Origin of the sequence: Streptomyces sp. NPDC051921, assembly GCF_040680975.1 — a bacterium.
Taxonomy (GTDB): domain Bacteria; phylum Actinomycetota; class Actinomycetes; order Streptomycetales; family Streptomycetaceae; genus Streptomyces.
Genome location: NZ_JBFAXU010000017.1, coordinates 112,208 through 129,018 on the forward strand (window position 1 = coordinate 112,208; position 16,811 = coordinate 129,018).

A 16,811-nucleotide genomic window follows, 5' to 3' on the forward strand; every position below is an offset into this window, starting at 1 on the left:
CCCTAACGGTCCGGGCCCGAGGGCAGGGTGTGGCCATACACACACTTCAAAGCGGTCGGTTTGTTCTTCTCTTCCTTGGCCCCGGTGGCCGCCGTAGGTAAGGATCAGCCCTTATGGACCTGCTGAACACCCTGGTGGAGAAGGGGCTGCGGCGCGAGCTGCCGACCCGTGAAGAAGCGCTCGCCGTCCTGGCGACATCCGACGACGACCTGCTCGATGTGGTGACCGCGGCCGGCAAGGTGCGCCGCCAGTGGTTCGGGCGACGGGTGAAGCTCAACTATCTCGTCAATCTGAAGTCGGGGCTGTGCCCCGAGGACTGCTCGTACTGTTCGCAGCGGCTCGGCTCGACCGCGGGCATCCTCAAGTACACGTGGCTGAAGCCCGACGAGGCGTCGGCCGCGGCGGCGGCCGGTGTCGCGGGCGGCGCGAAGCGGGTCTGCCTGGTGGCGAGCGGTCGCGGTCCGACGGACCGTGACGTCGAGCGGGTCGGCAAGACCATCGAGGCGATCAAGGAGCAGAACGAGGGCATCGAGGTGTGCGCCTGCCTCGGTCTGCTCTCCGACGGCCAGGCCGAGCGCCTCAAGGACGCCGGCGCCGACGCGTACAACCACAACCTCAACACGTCCGAGGGGACGTACGGGGACATCACGACCACCCACACCTACGCGGACCGCGTGGACACCGTGCAGAAGGCGCACGGCGCCGGTCTGTCGGCCTGCTCGGGCCTGATCGCGGGCATGGGCGAGAGCGACGAGGACCTGGTCGACGTCGTGTTCGCGCTGCGCGAGCTGGACTCCGACTCGGTGCCGGTCAACTTCCTCATCCCCTTCGAGGGCACGCCGCTCGCCAAGGAGTGGCACCTCACCCCGCAGCGCTGCCTGCGGATCCTCGCGATGGTGCGGTTCGTCTGCCCGGACGTGGAGGTCCGCATCGCGGGCGGCCGTGAGGTGCACCTGCGGACGATGCAGCCGCTGGCGCTGCACATCGCCAACTCGATCTTCCTCGGCGACTACCTCACCAGCGAGGGCCAGGCCGGCCAGGCGGACCTCGACATGATCGCGGACGCGGGCTTCGAGGTGGAGGGCGCGGGCACGACGACGCTCCCGGCGCACCGGGCGGACGCGCTCGCCGCTGCGGCGGGCGGCGGCTGCGGCTCGCACGCCGAGGCCGGTGGCGGCGGGTGCGGTTCCGCCGCCGAGGCGGGCGCGGGCTGTGGCTCGCACGCCGCGGCGGGCGGCGGGTGCGGTCCGTGCGGCGGGCACGCCGACGTGCCGGCGGCGGCCACGGCGCCGGCCTCGGAGGCCCGGACGGACCTGGTGGCCGTGCGTCGCCGCGGCGCCGGCACGGACCTCGCGCCGAATGCGTAACGACGAACTCCTCGCCCTGGACCGGGCGCACGTCTGGCACCCGTACGGCCCCATGCCCGGCCGTACGGATCCGCTGGTCGTCGCGTCCGCGTCGGGGGTGCGGTTGCGACTGGCCGAACCCAGCGAGAACCGGACCGAGTTGGTCGACGGCATGTCCTCGTGGTGGTCGGCCATCCACGGCTACAACCACCCCGTGCTCAACGAGGCGGTGCGCGGCCAGCTCGACCGGATGAGCCACGTCATGTTCGGCGGGCTCACCCACGAGCCGGCCGTCCGGCTCGCGACCCGTCTCGTCGAGATCACCCCGGAACCGCTGCGGCACGTCTTCCTCAGCGACTCCGGTTCGGTCGCGGTCGAGGTCGCGGCCAAGATGTGCCTGCAGCACTGGCGCTCCGTCGGGCGTCCCCGCAAGCAGCGGCTCCTCACCTGGCGCGGCGGCTACCACGGCGACACCTGGCAGCCGATGTCCGTGTGCGACCCCGACGGCGGCATGCACGAGCTGTGGTCCGGGGTGCTCCAGCGGCAGCTCTTCGTGGACGCGCCGCCGGTCGACTACGAGGAGTCGTACGCGGAACTGCTCCGCGAGACGATCGGACGGCACGCCGACGAGCTCGCCGCGGTCATCGTCGAACCGGTCGTGCAGGGCGCCGGCGGCATGCGCTTCCACAGCCCGGAGTACCTGCGGGTGCTGCGCGAGGCGTGCGACGCTCACGACGTGCTGCTGATCTTCGACGAGATCGCGACCGGATTCGGGCGCACCGGCGCGCTGTTCGCCGCCGACCACGCCGGGGTCTCCCCCGACGTGATGTGCGTCGGCAAGGCACTGACCGGCGGGTATCTGTCGATGGCAGCGACGCTCTGCACGAGCCGGGTGGCCGAGGGCATCTCCCGGGGCGAGGTCCCCGTCCTCGCCCACGGGCCGACCTTCATGGGGAACCCGCTCGCCTCGGCGGTCGCCCTCGCCTCCCTGGACCTGCTGCTCGGGCAGGACTGGCAGGTCGAGGTCAAGCGCATCGAGACCGGCCTCCGCGAGGGACTCGCGGACGCCGCAGACGTCCCGGGCGTGCGCGACGTCCGCGTCCTCGGCGCGATCGGCGTCGTCCAGCTCGACCACGACGTCGACATGGCCTCCGCCACCCGCGCCGCCGTGCGCGCCGGGGTGTGGGTCCGCCCGTTCCGCGACCTCATCTACACGATGCCGCCGTTCGTGACGGGCGACGAGGACGTGGCGCGCATCTGCGCGGCGGTGAGAGCGGCGGCTGCCGCGGGCTGAGCGGGGAGAGGTGGCCGCGCGCCCGGCTGCGGGCGCCGCGCCGCCCCCCATCCACCCCGTCGCGGGTGGTCGTTGCTCCCCGGACTCCGTCCTGGGGCGCGGCCACCCGTCGGGCGTGACCCGGCCCCGCGTCACGTGGGGTCCGGATTGCTTCGAATTGAGAGGACTTTCGCTCCATGACCGTCATCGTCGTCAGCGGCACCGGCACCGAGATCGGCAAGACCGTCGTCACCGCCGCGCTCGCCGCGGTCGCCACCGCCTCCGGGCGGTCCGTCGCCGTTCTGAAGCCCGCGCAGACGGGGGTCGGGCCCGGGGAGCCGGGGGACGTGGACGAGGTGGTGCGGCTGTCGGGGGCGGTGACCGGGGCGGAACTGGCGCGGTTCCCGGAGCCGTTGGCGCCCGGGACCGCGGCGCGCCGGGCCGGGCTCGCGCCGGTCGGACCGGACGCGGTCGCGGCGGCGGCACGCGAACTGGCGGCCACGCACGACCTGGTGCTCGTGGAGGGCGCGGGCGGGCTGCTCGTACGGTTCGACGAGGAGGGCGGGACCCTCGCGGACGCGGCCCGACTGCTCGGCGCGCCGGTGCTCGTCGTGGTCCAGGCCGGGCTGGGCACGCTCAACTCGACCACCCTCACGGGCGAGGCGCTGCGGGCGCGCGGCATCGAGCAGCTGGGCGTGGTGGTCGGCAGCTGGCCGGACGCCCCCGACCTGGCCGCGCGCTGCAACCTGGCGGACCTCCCGGAGTCGGCGGGCGCGCCGCTGCTCGGGGCGGTGCCGGCGGGCGCGGGCACGCTGGCGGCGGAGGAGTTCCGGGCGGGGGCGGCCTCGTGGCTGGCGCCCGCGCTGGGCGGCACCTGGGACGCGGCGGCGTTCGCCGCGGCGGCCGGGGCCGGCGGCTGAGCCCCGGGCCCCGACCACGGATCCGTGAACGGCATCGCGGCGCCGTACGCTGACCGCATGCGTGCTCGTGTGCAGGAGATCATGTTCGACTGTGCCGGACCGGCCGCCCTGGTGCGGTTCTGGGCGGCGGTCCTCGGCGGGGCTCCGGTCGACCGGAGCCCCGACTGGGCGTACGTGGACCCGCCGGGGTTCGTGCGGATCGCCTTCCAGCGGGTGCCGGAGGGCAAGGCGGTGAAGAACCGGGTGCACCTGGACGTGGAGGTGGCCGATCCCGGGGCGGCGGCCGACGAGGTGCTCCCTCTGGGGGCCCGCCGGTCGGGTGGTCTCGTGACCGACGAGCAGGGGTCCTTCCAGGTGATGCTCGACCCCGAGGGGAACGAGTTCTGCTTCGTGACGGGTTGACGGACCGGAAGGCCAGGGGGGCCGGGAGGCCCGGGGGCTGAGAGGCTGGGAGGCCGAGGGTCCGTCAGCCTGGAGGTTCGCCGTGGTTCAGCCGTTCCGGTTCTCCGTCACCATGCTCACTCCCGGCACCGGCGGCGAGTGGCGCGCCCGCTGCCGCCGCGCCGAGGAGCTCGGGTACGACCTGATCCAGGTCGCCGACCACCTCGGCATGCCCGCCCCCTTCCCGTCGCTCGTCGCCGCGGCGGAGGCCACGACCCGACCGCGGGTGGGCACCTTCGTGCTCAACGCGGCTTTCTGGAACCCGGTGTTGCTGGCGCGCGAGGTGACGACGACGGCCGCGCTGACCGAGGGGCGACTGGAGCTGGGACTGGGTACGGGATACGTGCCGGCCGAGCACGAGCAGGCCGGCATCCCGTTCCTGCCGCCGCGCGGGCGGGTCGATCATCTGGCGCGTGCGGTCGAGGAGTTGGGCGGGGCGCTGAAGGGCGGCGAGGGCTCACCGCGGGTGCGGCTGCTCATCGGCGGCAACGGGAACCGGGTGCTGCGGCTGGCCGCCCGCCACGCGGACGTGATGGCGTTCTCGGGTGGCCGGTTCGACGGCGGCGCGCCCACCCTGCTGACCGCCGAGGAGGTGGCCGCGCGGGTGGCGGCGTACGAGGGGTACGAGCGGGAGGCCGGGCGCCGGGCGCCCGCGGAGCGCAATCTGCTGCTCCAGCGGGTGATCGTGACCGACGATCCCGCGCAGGCGGTGGCGGAGTTCCTTCCGCTGGTGCCGTACCTCTCCGAGGAGCAGGTGCTCGAGCTGCCGGTCCTCGCGATCGGGACCGTGCGGGACATCGCCGACCGGCTCGTCGCGCTGCGGGAGCGGCTCGGGATCTCGTACGTCACGGTGCTCGACCACTCCATGGAGGCGTTCGGTCCGGTGATCGCGGAGCTGCGCGCGTCTGAGGGGTGAAACGCGCTCGACGGGCGGGAGCCGCCGGTGGTGGGATGCCGGGATGGACGATCTTCGGATACGGGCCGCGGTGGCGGCCGACATCGATGCCGTGCTCGCCTTCTGGAAGGCGGCGGCCGAGGGGACCAGCATCAGCGACGACCGCGCCGGGGTGGCGCGGCTCGTCGAGCGCGACCCGGAGGCGCTGCTGCTCGCGGAGCGGGAGGGGGAGCTGGTGGGGACGGTGATCGCCGGCTTCGACGGCTGGCGCTGTCATCTGTACCGGCTCGCCGTCCACCCCGGTCACCGGCGCCGCGGTATCGGCGGGGCGCTGCTCGGCGCGGCCGAGGAGCGTTTCGTACGGCTCGGTGGCCGGCGCGTGGACGCCATGGTGCTCGACCGGAACGCGCTGGGTCAGGCCGCGTGGCGGGCGGCGGCGTACGGGCCCCAGGAGGAGTGGACGCGCTGGGTGAAGCCGCTGGCCGACTGAGCCGGGGCGCTTTGCCGATCCTTTACCATGGTGTGCAGAATCGATCATCTACCGAAAGGTGTGAGCGTCCGCCCATGGGCGAGCCTCCTAGTACCCGCACGCGCGGCCGACATCGCGCGCTCCTCCCGTCCCTGGCTGATCATGGGACTCGTCGAGGGACGGAGGTGAACCGATGACCGAGGTGTTGCTGCTCCTGGTGGCTCTGCTCCTCGCCCTCGCCTGTGGCGCCTTCGTGGCGGCCGAGTTCTCGCTCACCACCGTGGAGCGCTCCGAGCTCGAAGCCGCCGCGGAGCGGGGCGAGCGGGGCGCGGCCGGCGCCCTGAAGGCCGTCAGGTCGCTCACCTTCCAGCTGTCCGGCGCCCAGCTCGGCATCACCGTGACCAATCTGGTCGTCGGCATGCTCTCCGAGCCGTCGATCGCCGCGCTGATCCGCGGCCCGGTCGAGGCCCTCGGCCTGTCCCCCTCGGTCGCCTCCTCGGTGGCCCTGGTGATCGGCACCGCCCTGTCGACCGTCGTCCTGATGGTCGTCGGCGAGCTGGTGCCGAAGAACTGGGCGATCTCCTCCCCGCTGGCGGTCGCCAAGGTGGTGGGGACCCCGCAGCGGGTCTTCAGCGCCGCGTTCAAGCCGCTGATCAGCCACCTCAACAACACGGCCAACCGCTCCGTGCGCCGCCTCGGCCTGGAGCCGGCCGAGGAGCTGGCCTCCGCCCGCTCCCCGCAGGAGCTGGTGGCCCTGGCCCGGCACTCCGCCAAGGAGGGCGCCCTGGAGGCGGACACCGCCGAGCTGTTCGTCCGCACCCTCAACCTGGCCGAGCTCACCGCGGAGAACGTGATGACCCCGCGCGTCCAGGTCACCGCCCTGGAGGCGCAGGCCACCGCCGAGGACGTCGCCAACGCGACCCGGGCGACCGGCCTGAGCCGCTTCCCCGTCTACCGCGGCAACCTGGACTCGGTCGTCGGCATCGCGCACATCAAGGACGTGCTCGCGATACCGGCCGAGGAGCGGCACCGCCGGAGCGTCGGCGAGCTGCTGCGCGAACCGCTGCTCGTCCCCGAGAGCCTGACCGTGGACAAGCTGCTCGACCGCCTGTCCGGGAAGCAGACCATGGCCGTCGTCATCGACGAGTACGGCGGCACGGCCGGCGTCGCGACCCTGGAGGACATCGTCGAGGAGGTCGTCGGCGAGGTGCGCGACGAGCACGACCCGCACGAGACGCCGGACCTGGCGCGGGTGGGCGAGGACGCCGACGGCCGTGCGCTGTGGTCCGCGGACGGCGCGGCCCGCACCGACCAGCTGGAGGCCATCGGCCTGCGCGTGCCGGAGGGTCCGTACGAGACCCTGGCCGGCGTGCTCGCCACCGCGCTCGGCCGGATCCCGGTCCTCGGCGACAGCGTGGAGCTGGCCGACTGGCGGCTCGACGTGGTCGACGCCACCGGGCGGCGTGCCGCCCGGGTGCTGCTGCACGCCCCGCTCCCCCACGCGGGTGAGGAGGCCGGCCGATGACCGTCGTCCAGCTGCTGATCGGTCTGGCGACCCTGGTCGTCAACGCCTTCTTCGTCGGCGCGGAGTTCGCCCTGATCTCCGTGCGCCGCAGCCAGATCGAGCCGCTCGCGGAGGTCGGTGACCGCCGGGCCCGCAGTGTCATCTGGGGCCTGGAGCACGTCTCGGCGCTCCTCGCGGCCGCCCAGCTCGGCATCACGCTCTCCACCCTGGTCCTCGGCATCGTGGCCGAGCCGGCCATGGCCCATCTGCTGGAGCCGCTGTTCGACGCCGTCGGCGTGCCGCACGGCCTGGTGCACCCGATCTCGTTCGTGATCGCGCTCACCTTGGCGACGTATCTGCACATGCTGCTCGGCGAGATGGTCCCGAAGAACATCGCCCTGGCCGAGCCGTCCCGCACGGCACTGCTCCTCGGCCCCCCGCTGGTGGCCGTGACCCGGGCGCTGCGCCCGGTGATCTTCACCGTCAACGCCTTCGCCAACGGCATCCTCAAGCTGCTGCGGGTGGACGTGAAGGACGAGGTCGCGGCGACCTTCTCGGACGACGAGCTGGCCCGGATGGTCACCGACGCCGGTGACGCGGGCCTGCTCGACGACCGGGCGGCCGAGCGGCTGCACGACGCCCTGGAGCTGGGGCGGCGCCCGGTGCGGGACGTCGTGATGCCGGTGGAGAAGGTCGTGTACGCGCGGGTGGACACGACTCCGGAGCAGCTGGAGGCGCTGGCGGCCCGGTCCGGGTTCTCCCGTTTCCCGGTCCTCGACGCGGAGCACCGCATCCTGGGCTATCTGCACGTCAAGGACGCCCTGGACGTCACCCCGCGCGACCTGCCGTTCCCGGTGGCCTCGCTGCGGCCGATCGCCCGGGTGCGGGCGGCGACGCCGCTGGACGACGTGCTGACGGCGATGCGACGCAGCCGCACCCATCTGGCGGCCGTCCTCGACGACGACGGCAGGCTGGCGGGCCTGGTGACGATGGAGGACGTCCTGCGCGAGCTGGTGGGCCGCCCCGCCGCGTAACCCTCGCCGCGCCGAAGGGCCCCGGGACCTCGTTCCAGGGCCCTTCGGCGTCGCCGGAGCCGGGGGCGCTCGGGGGCCCTTCGTCGTCGCCGGAGCCGGGGGCGGCCGGGGGCCCTTCGGCGTCGCAGGAGCCGGGGGCGGACGGGGGCCCTTCGGCGTCGCCGGAGCCGGGGGCGGTCGGGGGCCCTTCGGCGTCGCAGGAGCCGGGGGTGGACGGGGCGGGGAAGCGCCGGGCGCCGGGGGCCGGGTCAGAGCGCGGTCGCCGACCGCCAGGCGTCCAGGACCGTCCGGTCGCCCGCGAGCATGAAGCGCGGGTCGTCGGTCCCGTACCGCCCGTAGACGAGGAGCAGCAGGTCCGCGGTGGTGCCCTCGACGGCCGCGGTCGCCTCGCCCTCGGCCCTGCGCTGCCAGGTGAAGCCGCCCCCGCCGAGGGTGAGCGTCCACGCTGCGCCGGTGTCGGTGGCGGTCAGGCGCAGGCTCGCCCCGTCCCGGTCGAGCTGGGCGACGGGCTCGGCGACCCAGGAGAAGTACGGCAGGTTCTCCAGGAACTCCTCGATGCCGTCGGCCGCCGTGCCCGGGTCGATCCGGCCGGGCTCCCGGCCGAGGGCCAGCTCGGCGTCGACGAGGTGGACGACCGCCTCGAAGAGCAGCCGGCGCGGGAAGAACCGTACGTGCGGGTCCGCGCCGTGCGACCACATCGGCGCGTCGGGCTCGGCGGCGCGCAGGGTCCGCAGGCTCGCCTCGGCACTCGCGGCCAGCCAGTCCGCGTACGCGGCGGGGTCCTCGGGCAGGTCCAGGGGCACGTCCTTCGACCACACCCGCTCGGTGGCCCGGGTGCGGACCAGGTGCTCCGTCCAGCGGTGGGTGGTGCCGTGGTGCTTCACCAGGTCGGCGAGGGTCCAGCCGGGGCAGGTCGGGACGGGCGTGGCCGGGTCGGCGCCGCGGACGAGGGTGACGAAGGTCTCGACGTGGGTCTCGACACGGTCGCAGTCGACGACGTGGGGGTCCTCGGTCAGCCCGAAGCCCTCGGAGACCTTCAGGAGCTGGTCGCGCCAGGGGCCGGCGGGCTCCCGCAGGGCGGCGTCCCGGAACAGCCCGTCGAGGGTCCGGCGGTCGGCTGCGGGGAGTCTGCCCAGCACGAAGGCGGTGCTCTCCAGCCACTTGACCGCGGTGTCGGGGTCGAGCACCTCGTCGTCCGCGGTCTCGACCGCCGTGACCAGATCGGCCAGGGCCTCGGTCAGCGCGCTCAGCAGCGCCTCGCTCATGGGTTTCCCCTCCCCATACTCCGCGGAACGGCGGCCATACCGAGCGGTATGATCGCTGGGCCATGGAGATCAATGCCACGTACACCAGTCTCGTCGCCGTGGGCGACAGCTTCACCGAGGGTATGTCGGATCTGCAGCCGGACGGTTCCTACCGCGGCTGGGCCGACGTCCTCGCGGGCCGGCTCGCCGCCCGCACGCCCGGCTTCCGGTACGCGAACCTGGCCGTGCGCGGCAAGCTGATCGGCCAGATCGTCGACGAGCAGGTGGACACGGCGGCGGCCATGAAGGCCGACGTCGTCACCCTCGTCGGCGGCCTCAACGACACCCTGCGCCCCGCGTGCGACATGGGCCGGGTGCGCGGCCTGCTCGGCGAGGCCGTCGAGCGGCTCGCCCCGTCGTGCCGGCAGCTGGTCCTGATGCGCAGCCCCGGCCGCCAGGGCCCGGTCATGGAGCGCTTCCGGCCGCGCATGGAGGAGCTCTTCGCCTACGTGGACGAGCTGGCCGCCCGGCACGGGGCGCTGGTCGTCGACCTGTACGGCGCTCCGGCGCTCGGCGACCCCCGCATGTGGGACGTCGACCGGCTGCACCTCACCGCGGAGGGGCACCGGCGGGTGGCCGAGGCGGTCTGGCAGGCCCTGGGCCTGCCGGCCGAGGACGACTGGCGCACCCCGCTCGCGCCGACCCCGCCGCCGGGCTGGGCCACCCGGCGGCTCGCGGACGCCCGCTTCGCCAGGGAGCACCTGGGGCCGTGGATCGGGCGTCGGCTCACGGGCCGTTCCTCGGGTGACGGCCGGGCCCCGAAGCGCCCTGAGCTGGTGCCGTACGAGGTGCCGGAGACCGACTGACGGGGACCGGGGCGTGACGCGCGTCTCGTAGCAAGCTCCAGCCCGACCCATGGCGCTGGCCTGCAGAAACCGCCAGTAGAATCTGGACACGTGACAGCTGTGACTGCGAAGCCCCGCATCCCCAACGTCCTGGCCGGCCGCTACGCCTCCGCGGAGCTCGCCGTCCTCTGGTCCCCCGAGCAGAAGGTGAAGCTGGAGCGCCAGCTGTGGCTCGCGGTGCTGCGTGCCCAGAAGGACCTCGGGATCGAGGTTCCGGACGCGGCGCTCGCCGACTACGAGCGTGTCCTCGACCAGGTCGACCTCGGCTCGATCGCCGAGCGCGAGAAGGTCACCCGGCACGACGTGAAGGCCCGGATCGAGGAGTTCAACGCCCTCGCCGGCCACGAGCACGTGCACAAGGGGATGACCTCCCGCGACCTGACCGAGAACGTCGAGCAGCTGCAGATCCGGCTCTCCCTGGAGCTGATGCGGGACCGCACGGTCGCCGTCCTGGTCCGGCTGGGCAAGCTGTCCGGCGAGTACGCGGAGCTGGTCATGGCCGGCCGCTCGCACAACGTCGCCGCCCAGGCCACCACCCTCGGCAAGCGCTTCGCGACCGCCGCCGACGAGCTGCTCGTGGCGTACGCGCGCCTGGAGGACCTGCTCGGCCGCTACCCGCTGCGCGGTATCAAGGGCCCGGTCGGCACCGCCCAGGACATGCTCGACCTGCTCGGCGGCGACGCCTCGAAGCTGGCGGACCTGGAGCAGCGGATCGCCGGTCACCTCGGCTTCGCGCACGCCTTCACCTCGGTCGGCCAGGTCTACCCGCGCTCGCTCGACTACGACGTGGTCACCACGCTCGTCCAGCTCGCCGCCGCCCCCTCGTCGATCGCCAAGACGATCCGCCTGATGGCCGGCCACGAGCTGGTCACCGAGGGCTTCAAGCCTGGCCAGGTCGGCTCCTCGGCGATGCCGCACAAGATGAACACCCGCTCCTGCGAGCGCGTCAACGGCCTCATGGTCATCCTGCGCGGCTACGCGTCGATGACCGGCGAGCTCGCCGGCGACCAGTGGAACGAGGGCGACGTGTCCTGCTCCGTGGTCCGCCGTGTGGCCCTGCCGGACGCCTTCTTCGCCCTCGACGGTCTCCTGGAGACCTTCCTCACCGTGCTCGACGAGTTCGGCGCCTTCCCGGCCGTCGTCGCCCGCGAGCTGGACCGCTACCTGCCCTTCCTGGCGACCACCAAGGTCCTCATGGGCGCGGTCCGCGCCGGGGTCGGCCGCGAGCTGGCCCACGAGGCCATCAAGGAGAACGCCGTCGCCTCCGCCCTCGCCATGCGCGAGCAGGGCGCCGAGCGCAACGAGCTGCTCGACAAGCTGGCCGCCGACGAGCGGATCCCGCTCGACCGGGCGCAGCTCGACGAGCTGATGGCCGACAAGCTGTCCTTCACCGGCGCCGCCGCCGACCAGGTCGCCGCCGTGGTCTCCCGGATCGAGGAGATCCTGAAGCAGCACCCGGAGGCCGCCGCCTACACCCCCGGCGCGATCCTCTGACCGGAACCCCCCGGTTCTCCGCGCAGGAGCTCCAGGCCGCCCGTGACCGCCTCGTTCCCGATGTGGTCGCGGGCGGCCTTTCGGTCCTCTTCTGCGGGATCAACCCGGGCCTGATGACGGCGGCGACCGGCCACCACTTCGCCCGGCCGGGGAACCGATTCTGGCCGGTACTGCACCTGTCGGGCTTCACCCCGCGCCGCTTCGCACCGGCCGAGCAGGAGGAGCTCCTCTTGTACGGCCTGGGCATCACCAACGTGGTGGCGCGGGCCACCGCGCGGGCGGACGAGCTGAGCGCCGAGGAGTACCGCGAGGGCGGGCGGATCCTCACGGAGAAGGTGGAACGGCTGGCCCCGCGCTGGCTCGCGGTGGTCGGCGTGACCGCGTACCGCACGGCCTTCGGTGAGAGGAAGGCCGCGATCGGACCGCAGGAGCGCACGATCGACGGGCCGTCGGGCACGACCCGGATCTGGGCGCTGCCCAATCCGAGCGGGCTGAACGCCCACTGGACGGCGCGGACGATGGCGGAGGAGTACGCCCGGCTGCGGGAGGCCGCGGGCGTCCCGGACCGGCGCGGTTAGCGTCCGTTCCGGCTCGCCGGCTCGGCTCAGGGCGGGTCGACGACGGTGACGCAGACGAGGATCCGGTGCTCCTCCTGCGTCGCCCGGACGACTCCGAGGACGATCCACCTGCCGTCCGTCCGCCACAGTTCGACGTCGGGGGCGGCGCTCAACAGGTCCCACGGAGCGGGTATGTGCTCGCCGCGGGCGGCGCGCAGCCGCACGGTGCCGAGACCCAGGTGCTGCGGCGGTCCCCAGCGGGCGGCGAGGAGGTCGGCGAGCGCCGTCCGCTCCGCCTCCGCCTGCGACTCGGAGGCGTCCGCGGCGGCTAACTCGGTGAGATGGTGCCCGCCGTCGCGGAAGGGGCGTCCGCGCAGCAGGTCGACGGTCTCGACGTGGCGTGCCAGGCTCATGGGTCCAGTAAAGCGCCGGGCACTGACAGTTGGTGACCCGTCAGGCGTCCGGTCCGGGAGGGCGACCGAAGATGCGGCCCGCCCGGTCGGGAGGGCGGCCGCCGGGCCGCCCCGGGCGACACTCGCCGCTCCTCCGTCCATTGAGTAACATCCGGCCAAAGACGCGCACGAGCTGGGAGGACACACCGTGGGGCGCTTGACCGGCGGAGACCCGTCGCTGCTGCGGCGGATCAACTCCGCGGTGGTACTCCATGCGCTGCGGAGCTCCGGCGCGCTCACGCTCACGGACCTGACCCGGATCACGGGCCTGTCCCGGCCGACGGTCGAGGGCGTGACCGAGGGGCTGATCGAGGGCGGCCTCGTCGTCGAGGCCGCGCCCGAGGAGGGCGAGACCCGGCGGCAGGGGCGGCCCGCCCGGAGGTTCCGGTTCCGCGCGGAGGCAGGGCACCTGCTCGGCGTCGAGATCGGTCCGCACCGGGTCGCCGCGCTGATCTCCGGCCTGGACGGACGGATCATCGGCGCCGGTTCGCGCGAGGTGTCGGAGACCGCCCCGGAGGACGAGCGGCTCGACCGGGTCCGGACCGTGGTGGCCGACGTGCTGCGCAGGACCGGCGTGCCCCGGTCGAACCTGCGGGCGGTCGGCGTCGGCACGCCGGGGATCGTGGAGGCCGACGGAACGGTCCGCCTGGGCACGGCGCTGCCGGGCTGGACGGGTCTGGCGCTCGGGGAGCGGCTTCGGCGTTCGTTCCGCTGCCCGGTGATCGTGGAGAACGACGCCAACGCGGCGGCGGTCGCCGAGCACTGGAAGGGCGCCGCGACCGACTCCGACGACATCGTGTTCGTCCTCGCCGGTCTCAGCCCGGGCGCCGGTTCGCTGATCGGCGGGCGGCTGCACCGGGGTTACGGCGGGGCGGCCGGCGAGATCGGCGCGCTGCACCTGCTCGGCCGGGGCGTCACGCCGGAACACCTGCTGTCGACGACCGACGAACCGCTGCACCCGCTCGACGAGCAGGCGGTCGCCGAGGTGTTCGCGCTGGCCCGGCAGGGCGACGCACGGGCCCAGGCCGCGGTGGAACGCTTCATCCAGCGGCTGGTGCACGACGTGGCGGCGCTGGTCCTGGCCATCGATCCGGAACTGGTGGTGATCGGCGGCTGGGCGGCGGGCCTCGACGGGGTGCTGCAGCCGCTGCGCGACGAGCTGGCCCGGTTCTGTCTGCGGCCGCCGCGGGTGGTGCTCTCGATGCTGGGCGAGGCGGCGGTCGGCACGGGCGCACTGCGGCTCGCGCTCGACCACGTGGAGGAGCAGCTGTTCGCGGTCGACGGGACGGCGACGGCTCGCCGCTGAGGATGCGGCGACGGCCCCGGGCGGTGCGCCCGGGGCCGTCGTCGTACTCCTGTGTCGCTCCGGTCAGGAGGCGATGGCCAGGTCGCCGGAGTCGCCGAAGGTGAGCCGGCAGGTGTCGGCCCGGTAGGTGGCCACGGACACGGCGGCGGTGCGGCCCTCGGAGAGGTAGCGGGTGGTGACGACGAGGACGGGGGCGCCGGGCAGCCGGTCGAGCTCCTTGGCGTCGTCGGCGCGGGCTGAGCCGAGCTCGACGGAGCGGTCCTGGCCGTCGAGGGCGAGCTGCTGCAGCTCCCGCAGGACGGCGCGGGCGCGGGCCGTCCCGGCCGGGGCGTCGGTCTCGGTCAGGTTGGGCACGGAGTCGGAGGGCACGTAGAGGAGTTCGGCCGCGACGGGCTGGCCCTCGGTGACGCGCAGCCGGCGCACGATGTGCACGTGCTCGCCGGGCTCGATGTCGAGGAGGCGGGCGACGGCGGCAGGGGCCTTGTCGGCGGCGGAGTCGACGGACTGCCAGGTGTCCTCGCCGACGCCGGGCCAGGTGTGCTGGGTGGTGGAGACGTCCACGCCGACGCGCGGCGGGGCGACGGTCGTGCCGACGCCACGGCGGCGCTGCAGGCGCCCCTCCAGCTCGAGCTGCTCCAGGGCCTGTCGCAGGGTCGCGCGCGCGACGCCGAAACGGGCGGCCAGTTCGCGCTCGTTGGGCAGGATCTCCCCGACCGCGAAGTCCGAGTCGAGGGCTTCGCCGAGCACGGTCTTGAGGTGCCAGTACTTCGGCTCCGGCACTGCTTCGAGCTGCGTGGTCCCCACCCTGATCCTCCGAAAACTCGCCGTGTCCCGCGGCGTTTTCCGCGCCCTTGTTTATTAAAGGTTCCTGCACTAACTCTGCGACCATAAGGCGCGGCACACCCTTGGTCAAGACCAATCCTCCGTCGAACGCACCCGAATGTGACCCTCTGACCTAGATCGTTCACAGGACGTTCGCGTCTCCGTGAAGCGCGCGCAGCACGACGCCCCGCCTCGGAACCGTGGCGTCCGGGGCGGGGCGAGCGGAGCGGGCGGGGGTCAGTCGAGGACGACGCCCTGGAGTTTGTCGGGATTGCGCAGGACGTACACGCAGGCGATCCGGCCGTCGAGGACGTCCACCTGGAAGACGCAGTCGATCCGGCCGTCGACGAGCGCGACGAGCGCCGGGCCGCCGTTGACCTCCGCGAAGCGGTAGCTGAACGCCTCCTCGACGCCCTGGGCGACGGCGACCAGGAAGCGGCCGATCTTGTCGGCGGTCTCCATGATCCGCAGCGGGGCCTTGGACTTGCCGCCGCTGTCGCCGATGAGCCGGGCGTCGGGGGCGAGCAGGGCGAGGAGTCCGTCCAGATCGCCGCTCGCGGCTGCGGCGAGGAACCGCTCGGTGAGGTCGCGCCGTTGGGCCGGGTCGACGTCGTAACGGGGGCGCCCCTCGTCGACGTGCTTGCGGGCGCGGCCGGCCAGCTGACGGACGGCGGCCTCGCTGCGGTCGAGGACCCCGGCGATCTCGGCGAAGGGGAAGCCGAAGGCCTCGCGGAGCACGAACACGGCGCGTTCCAGCGGGGAGAGGGATTCGAGGACGACGAGGAGGGCGAGGGAGACGGAGTCCGAGAGCAGGGCGCGCTCGGCGGTGTCGGGGACGGCGGGCCCGAAGTCGGTGACGACGGGCTCGGGCAGCCAGGGGCCGACGTAGGACTCGCGGCGGGACCGCACCTGACGGAGCCGGTCGAGGGCGAGCCGGGTGGTGATCCGTACGAGGTAGGCGCGGGGCTCGCGGACGTCGCCGCGGTCGTCGGCCGTCCAGCGCAGCCAGGCGTCCTGCACCACGTCCTCGGCGTCGGCGGCGCGCCCGAGCATGCGGTAGGCGACGCCGGTGAGGAGGGCGCGGTGTTCTTCGAACAGGTCGGTGGGGTCGATCAGCGTCTCGGTCGGCACTCTCCCATCCCAACCGACCCGCGGGTCCCTGTCCAGTTCCGCCCCGAGGTCTTGAACTCGACTCTACTCACCGGTAATTGTTGCTGACAGGGTGTCTCGGAAGTTGTCCCAGCGTGTCCGTACGACAGGAGCAGCCATGCCCGCACAGATCTCGTTCGCCGTGGAGTCCCCCGACGGACAGCGCACGGTCACCGTGACGTACGAGCGGCGGGGCACCGGCTCGCCCCTGCTGCTGCTCCACGGGATCGGCCACCTCTGGCAGGCCTGGGAGCCGGTGATCGACATCCTGGCGACCGAACGGGACGTCATCGCCGTGGACCTGCCCGGCTTCGGCGCCTCCCCCGCCCTGCCCGAGCCGCTGGCGTACGACCTGAGCACGGTGGTGCCGGTGCTCGACGCCTTCTGCTCGGAACTGGGTGTCGAGCGCCCGCACGTGGCGGGCAACTCGCTCGGCGGTCTCCTCGCCCTCCGGCTCGGCCGCGAGAAGCTGGTGCGCTCGGTGACCGCCCTGTCCCCCGCCGGCTTCTGGTCGCAGGGCGAGCGGCGGTACGCGTTCACGACCCTGCGCGCGATGCGGGGTGCCGCGCTCGCGATGCCCGTCCCCGTCATCGAGCGCCTCTCCCGCAGCGCGGCCGGCCGCACCGTCCTCACCAGCACCATCTACGCGCGGCCCGGGCGCCTGTCACCGGAGGCGGCGGTCGCCGAGACCATGTCCCTGCGCGCCGCGACCGGCTTCCACCAGACCCTGGCGGCCGGCCGCACCGTCACCTTCACCGACGACGTCCCCGCCGTACCCGTCACCATCGCCTGGGGCAGCCGGGACCGGCTGCTGCTGCGCCGTCAGGGGGTCCGCGCCAAGCACGCGATCCCCGGCGCCCGCCTGGTCAGGCTGCCCGGCTGCGGCCACGTCCCCATGAACGACGACCCCGCGCTGGTCGCCCGCGTGATCCTGGACGGCAGCGCCGGCTGACCCGCCGTCCGCCCGGCCGCGGCCGAACAGGCCCGTGCCCACGGCCGC

The 16,811-nt window shown here is 73.7% G+C and carries 17 protein-coding genes; 13 read left to right on the forward strand and 4 right to left on the reverse strand.

Translation table 11 applies throughout. From position 1 onward, the window contains the following. Positions 1–113 precede the first annotated feature (113 nt). From bioB to AB0M16_RS22885, 8 genes are all read left to right on the forward strand, one after another. Complete coding sequence (bioB, locus tag AB0M16_RS22850) at positions 114–1,367, forward strand: biotin synthase BioB (protein WP_365345692.1); 1,254 nt, start codon at positions 114–116, stop codon at positions 1,365–1,367. After that, positions 1,360–2,640, forward strand: a complete 1,281-nt coding sequence (locus AB0M16_RS22855) for an adenosylmethionine--8-amino-7-oxononanoate transaminase (RefSeq protein ID WP_365345694.1) — start codon at positions 1,360–1,362, stop codon at positions 2,638–2,640. The genes bioB and AB0M16_RS22855 overlap by 8 nt, the downstream gene beginning before the upstream one ends. Positions 2,641–2,816: 176 nt before the next feature. Next, entirely contained in the window at positions 2,817–3,539 is a 723-nt protein-coding gene (gene bioD / locus AB0M16_RS22860) for a dethiobiotin synthase (RefSeq protein ID WP_365345696.1), read from the forward strand. 57 nt (positions 3,540–3,596) lie between these two features. Then, on the forward strand, positions 3,597–3,941 hold the full coding sequence (locus AB0M16_RS22865) for a VOC family protein (RefSeq protein WP_365345698.1): 345 nt from the start codon (positions 3,597–3,599) through the stop codon (positions 3,939–3,941). Between the two features lie 82 nt (positions 3,942–4,023). Then, the gene (locus AB0M16_RS22870; protein ID WP_365345700.1) at positions 4,024–4,896 is read left to right on the forward strand and encodes a TIGR03621 family F420-dependent LLM class oxidoreductase; all 873 of its coding nucleotides are present in this window, start codon (positions 4,024–4,026) and stop codon (positions 4,894–4,896) included. Positions 4,897–4,939: 43 nt separating this feature from the next. Beyond that, positions 4,940–5,365, forward strand: coding sequence for a GNAT family N-acetyltransferase (locus tag AB0M16_RS22875; protein ID WP_365345702.1), 426 nt, complete (start codon positions 4,940–4,942; stop codon positions 5,363–5,365). A gap of 172 nt (positions 5,366–5,537) precedes the next feature. Then, entirely contained in the window at positions 5,538–6,869 is a 1,332-nt protein-coding gene (locus AB0M16_RS22880) for a hemolysin family protein (RefSeq protein ID WP_365345704.1), read from the forward strand. After that, the gene (locus AB0M16_RS22885; protein WP_365345706.1) at positions 6,866–7,882 is read left to right on the forward strand and encodes a hemolysin family protein; all 1,017 of its coding nucleotides are present in this window, start codon (positions 6,866–6,868) and stop codon (positions 7,880–7,882) included. Before AB0M16_RS22880 ends, AB0M16_RS22885 begins: the two co-directional genes overlap by 4 nt. 248 nt (positions 7,883–8,130) lie before the next feature. Here the strand turns inward: AB0M16_RS22885 and AB0M16_RS22890 are convergent, their stop codons facing one another. Next, on the reverse strand, positions 8,131–9,147 hold the full coding sequence (locus AB0M16_RS22890) for a maleylpyruvate isomerase family mycothiol-dependent enzyme (RefSeq protein WP_365345708.1): 1,017 nt from the start codon (positions 9,145–9,147) through the stop codon (positions 8,131–8,133). 62 nt (positions 9,148–9,209) lie between these two features. On the opposite strand from AB0M16_RS22890, the gene AB0M16_RS22895 reads away from it, so the two are divergent. From AB0M16_RS22895 to mug, 3 genes are all read left to right on the forward strand, one after another. Further along, positions 9,210–9,992, forward strand: coding sequence for an SGNH/GDSL hydrolase family protein (locus AB0M16_RS22895; protein ID WP_365345710.1), 783 nt, complete (start codon positions 9,210–9,212; stop codon positions 9,990–9,992). Between the two features lie 90 nt (positions 9,993–10,082). Further along, complete coding sequence (gene purB / locus AB0M16_RS22900) at positions 10,083–11,525, forward strand: adenylosuccinate lyase (RefSeq protein ID WP_365345713.1); 1,443 nt, start codon at positions 10,083–10,085, stop codon at positions 11,523–11,525. A 62-nt stretch (positions 11,526–11,587) separates the two neighbouring features. Continuing rightward, positions 11,588–12,103, forward strand: coding sequence for a G/U mismatch-specific DNA glycosylase (gene mug / locus AB0M16_RS22905; protein WP_365345715.1), 516 nt, complete (start codon positions 11,588–11,590; stop codon positions 12,101–12,103). A 26-nt stretch (positions 12,104–12,129) separates the two neighbouring features. Here the strand turns inward: mug and AB0M16_RS22910 are convergent, their stop codons facing one another. Next, positions 12,130–12,495: a hypothetical protein gene (locus AB0M16_RS22910; RefSeq protein ID WP_365345717.1), complete on the reverse strand. Its 366-nt coding sequence runs from the start codon at positions 12,493–12,495 to the stop codon at positions 12,130–12,132. A gap of 187 nt (positions 12,496–12,682) precedes the next feature. Here AB0M16_RS22910 and AB0M16_RS22915 point away from each other — a divergent pair, with 187 nt between their 5' ends. Continuing rightward, positions 12,683–13,840: an ROK family transcriptional regulator gene (locus tag AB0M16_RS22915; RefSeq protein WP_365345720.1), complete on the forward strand. Its 1,158-nt coding sequence runs from the start codon at positions 12,683–12,685 to the stop codon at positions 13,838–13,840. A 63-nt stretch (positions 13,841–13,903) separates the two neighbouring features. Here the strand turns inward: AB0M16_RS22915 and AB0M16_RS22920 are convergent, their stop codons facing one another. Both AB0M16_RS22920 and sigJ read right to left on the reverse strand, forming a co-directional pair. Continuing rightward, positions 13,904–14,644 (reverse strand): GntR family transcriptional regulator, encoded by a 741-nt coding sequence (locus AB0M16_RS22920; RefSeq protein ID WP_365345722.1) that lies wholly within the window; start codon positions 14,642–14,644, stop codon positions 13,904–13,906. A gap of 255 nt (positions 14,645–14,899) precedes the next feature. Next, positions 14,900–15,793 carry an RNA polymerase sigma factor SigJ gene (sigJ, locus tag AB0M16_RS22925; RefSeq protein WP_365345724.1) on the reverse strand — a complete coding sequence of 298 codons (894 nt, stop codon included), beginning with the start codon at positions 15,791–15,793 and terminating at the stop codon, positions 14,900–14,902. Between the two features lie 136 nt (positions 15,794–15,929). Here sigJ and AB0M16_RS22930 point away from each other — a divergent pair, with 136 nt between their 5' ends. Next, positions 15,930–16,763, forward strand: a complete 834-nt coding sequence (locus AB0M16_RS22930) for an alpha/beta hydrolase (protein ID WP_365345726.1) — start codon at positions 15,930–15,932, stop codon at positions 16,761–16,763. Positions 16,764–16,811 lie beyond the last annotated feature (48 nt).

Coding starts and splice junctions, on each gene's coding strand:
- bioB (WP_365345692.1), top strand. CDS start 114: ATGGACCTGCTGAACACCCTGGTGGAGAAGGGGCTGCGGCGCGAGCTG.
- AB0M16_RS22855 (WP_365345694.1), top strand. CDS start 1,360: ATGCGTAACGACGAACTCCTCGCCCTGGACCGGGCGCACGTCTGGCAC.
- bioD (WP_365345696.1), top strand. CDS start 2,817: ATGACCGTCATCGTCGTCAGCGGCACCGGCACCGAGATCGGCAAGACC.
- AB0M16_RS22865 (WP_365345698.1), top strand. CDS start 3,597: ATGCGTGCTCGTGTGCAGGAGATCATGTTCGACTGTGCCGGACCGGCC.
- AB0M16_RS22875 (WP_365345702.1), top strand. CDS start 4,940: ATGGACGATCTTCGGATACGGGCCGCGGTGGCGGCCGACATCGATGCC.
- AB0M16_RS22880 (WP_365345704.1), top strand. CDS start 5,538: ATGACCGAGGTGTTGCTGCTCCTGGTGGCTCTGCTCCTCGCCCTCGCC.
- AB0M16_RS22885 (WP_365345706.1), top strand. CDS start 6,866: ATGACCGTCGTCCAGCTGCTGATCGGTCTGGCGACCCTGGTCGTCAAC.
- AB0M16_RS22890 (WP_365345708.1), bottom strand. CDS start 9,147: ATGAGCGAGGCGCTGCTGAGCGCGCTGACCGAGGCCCTGGCCGATCTG.
- AB0M16_RS22895 (WP_365345710.1), top strand. CDS start 9,210: ATGGAGATCAATGCCACGTACACCAGTCTCGTCGCCGTGGGCGACAGC.
- AB0M16_RS22910 (WP_365345717.1), bottom strand. CDS start 12,495: ATGAGCCTGGCACGCCACGTCGAGACCGTCGACCTGCTGCGCGGACGC.
- AB0M16_RS22930 (WP_365345726.1), top strand. CDS start 15,930: ATGCCCGCACAGATCTCGTTCGCCGTGGAGTCCCCCGACGGACAGCGC.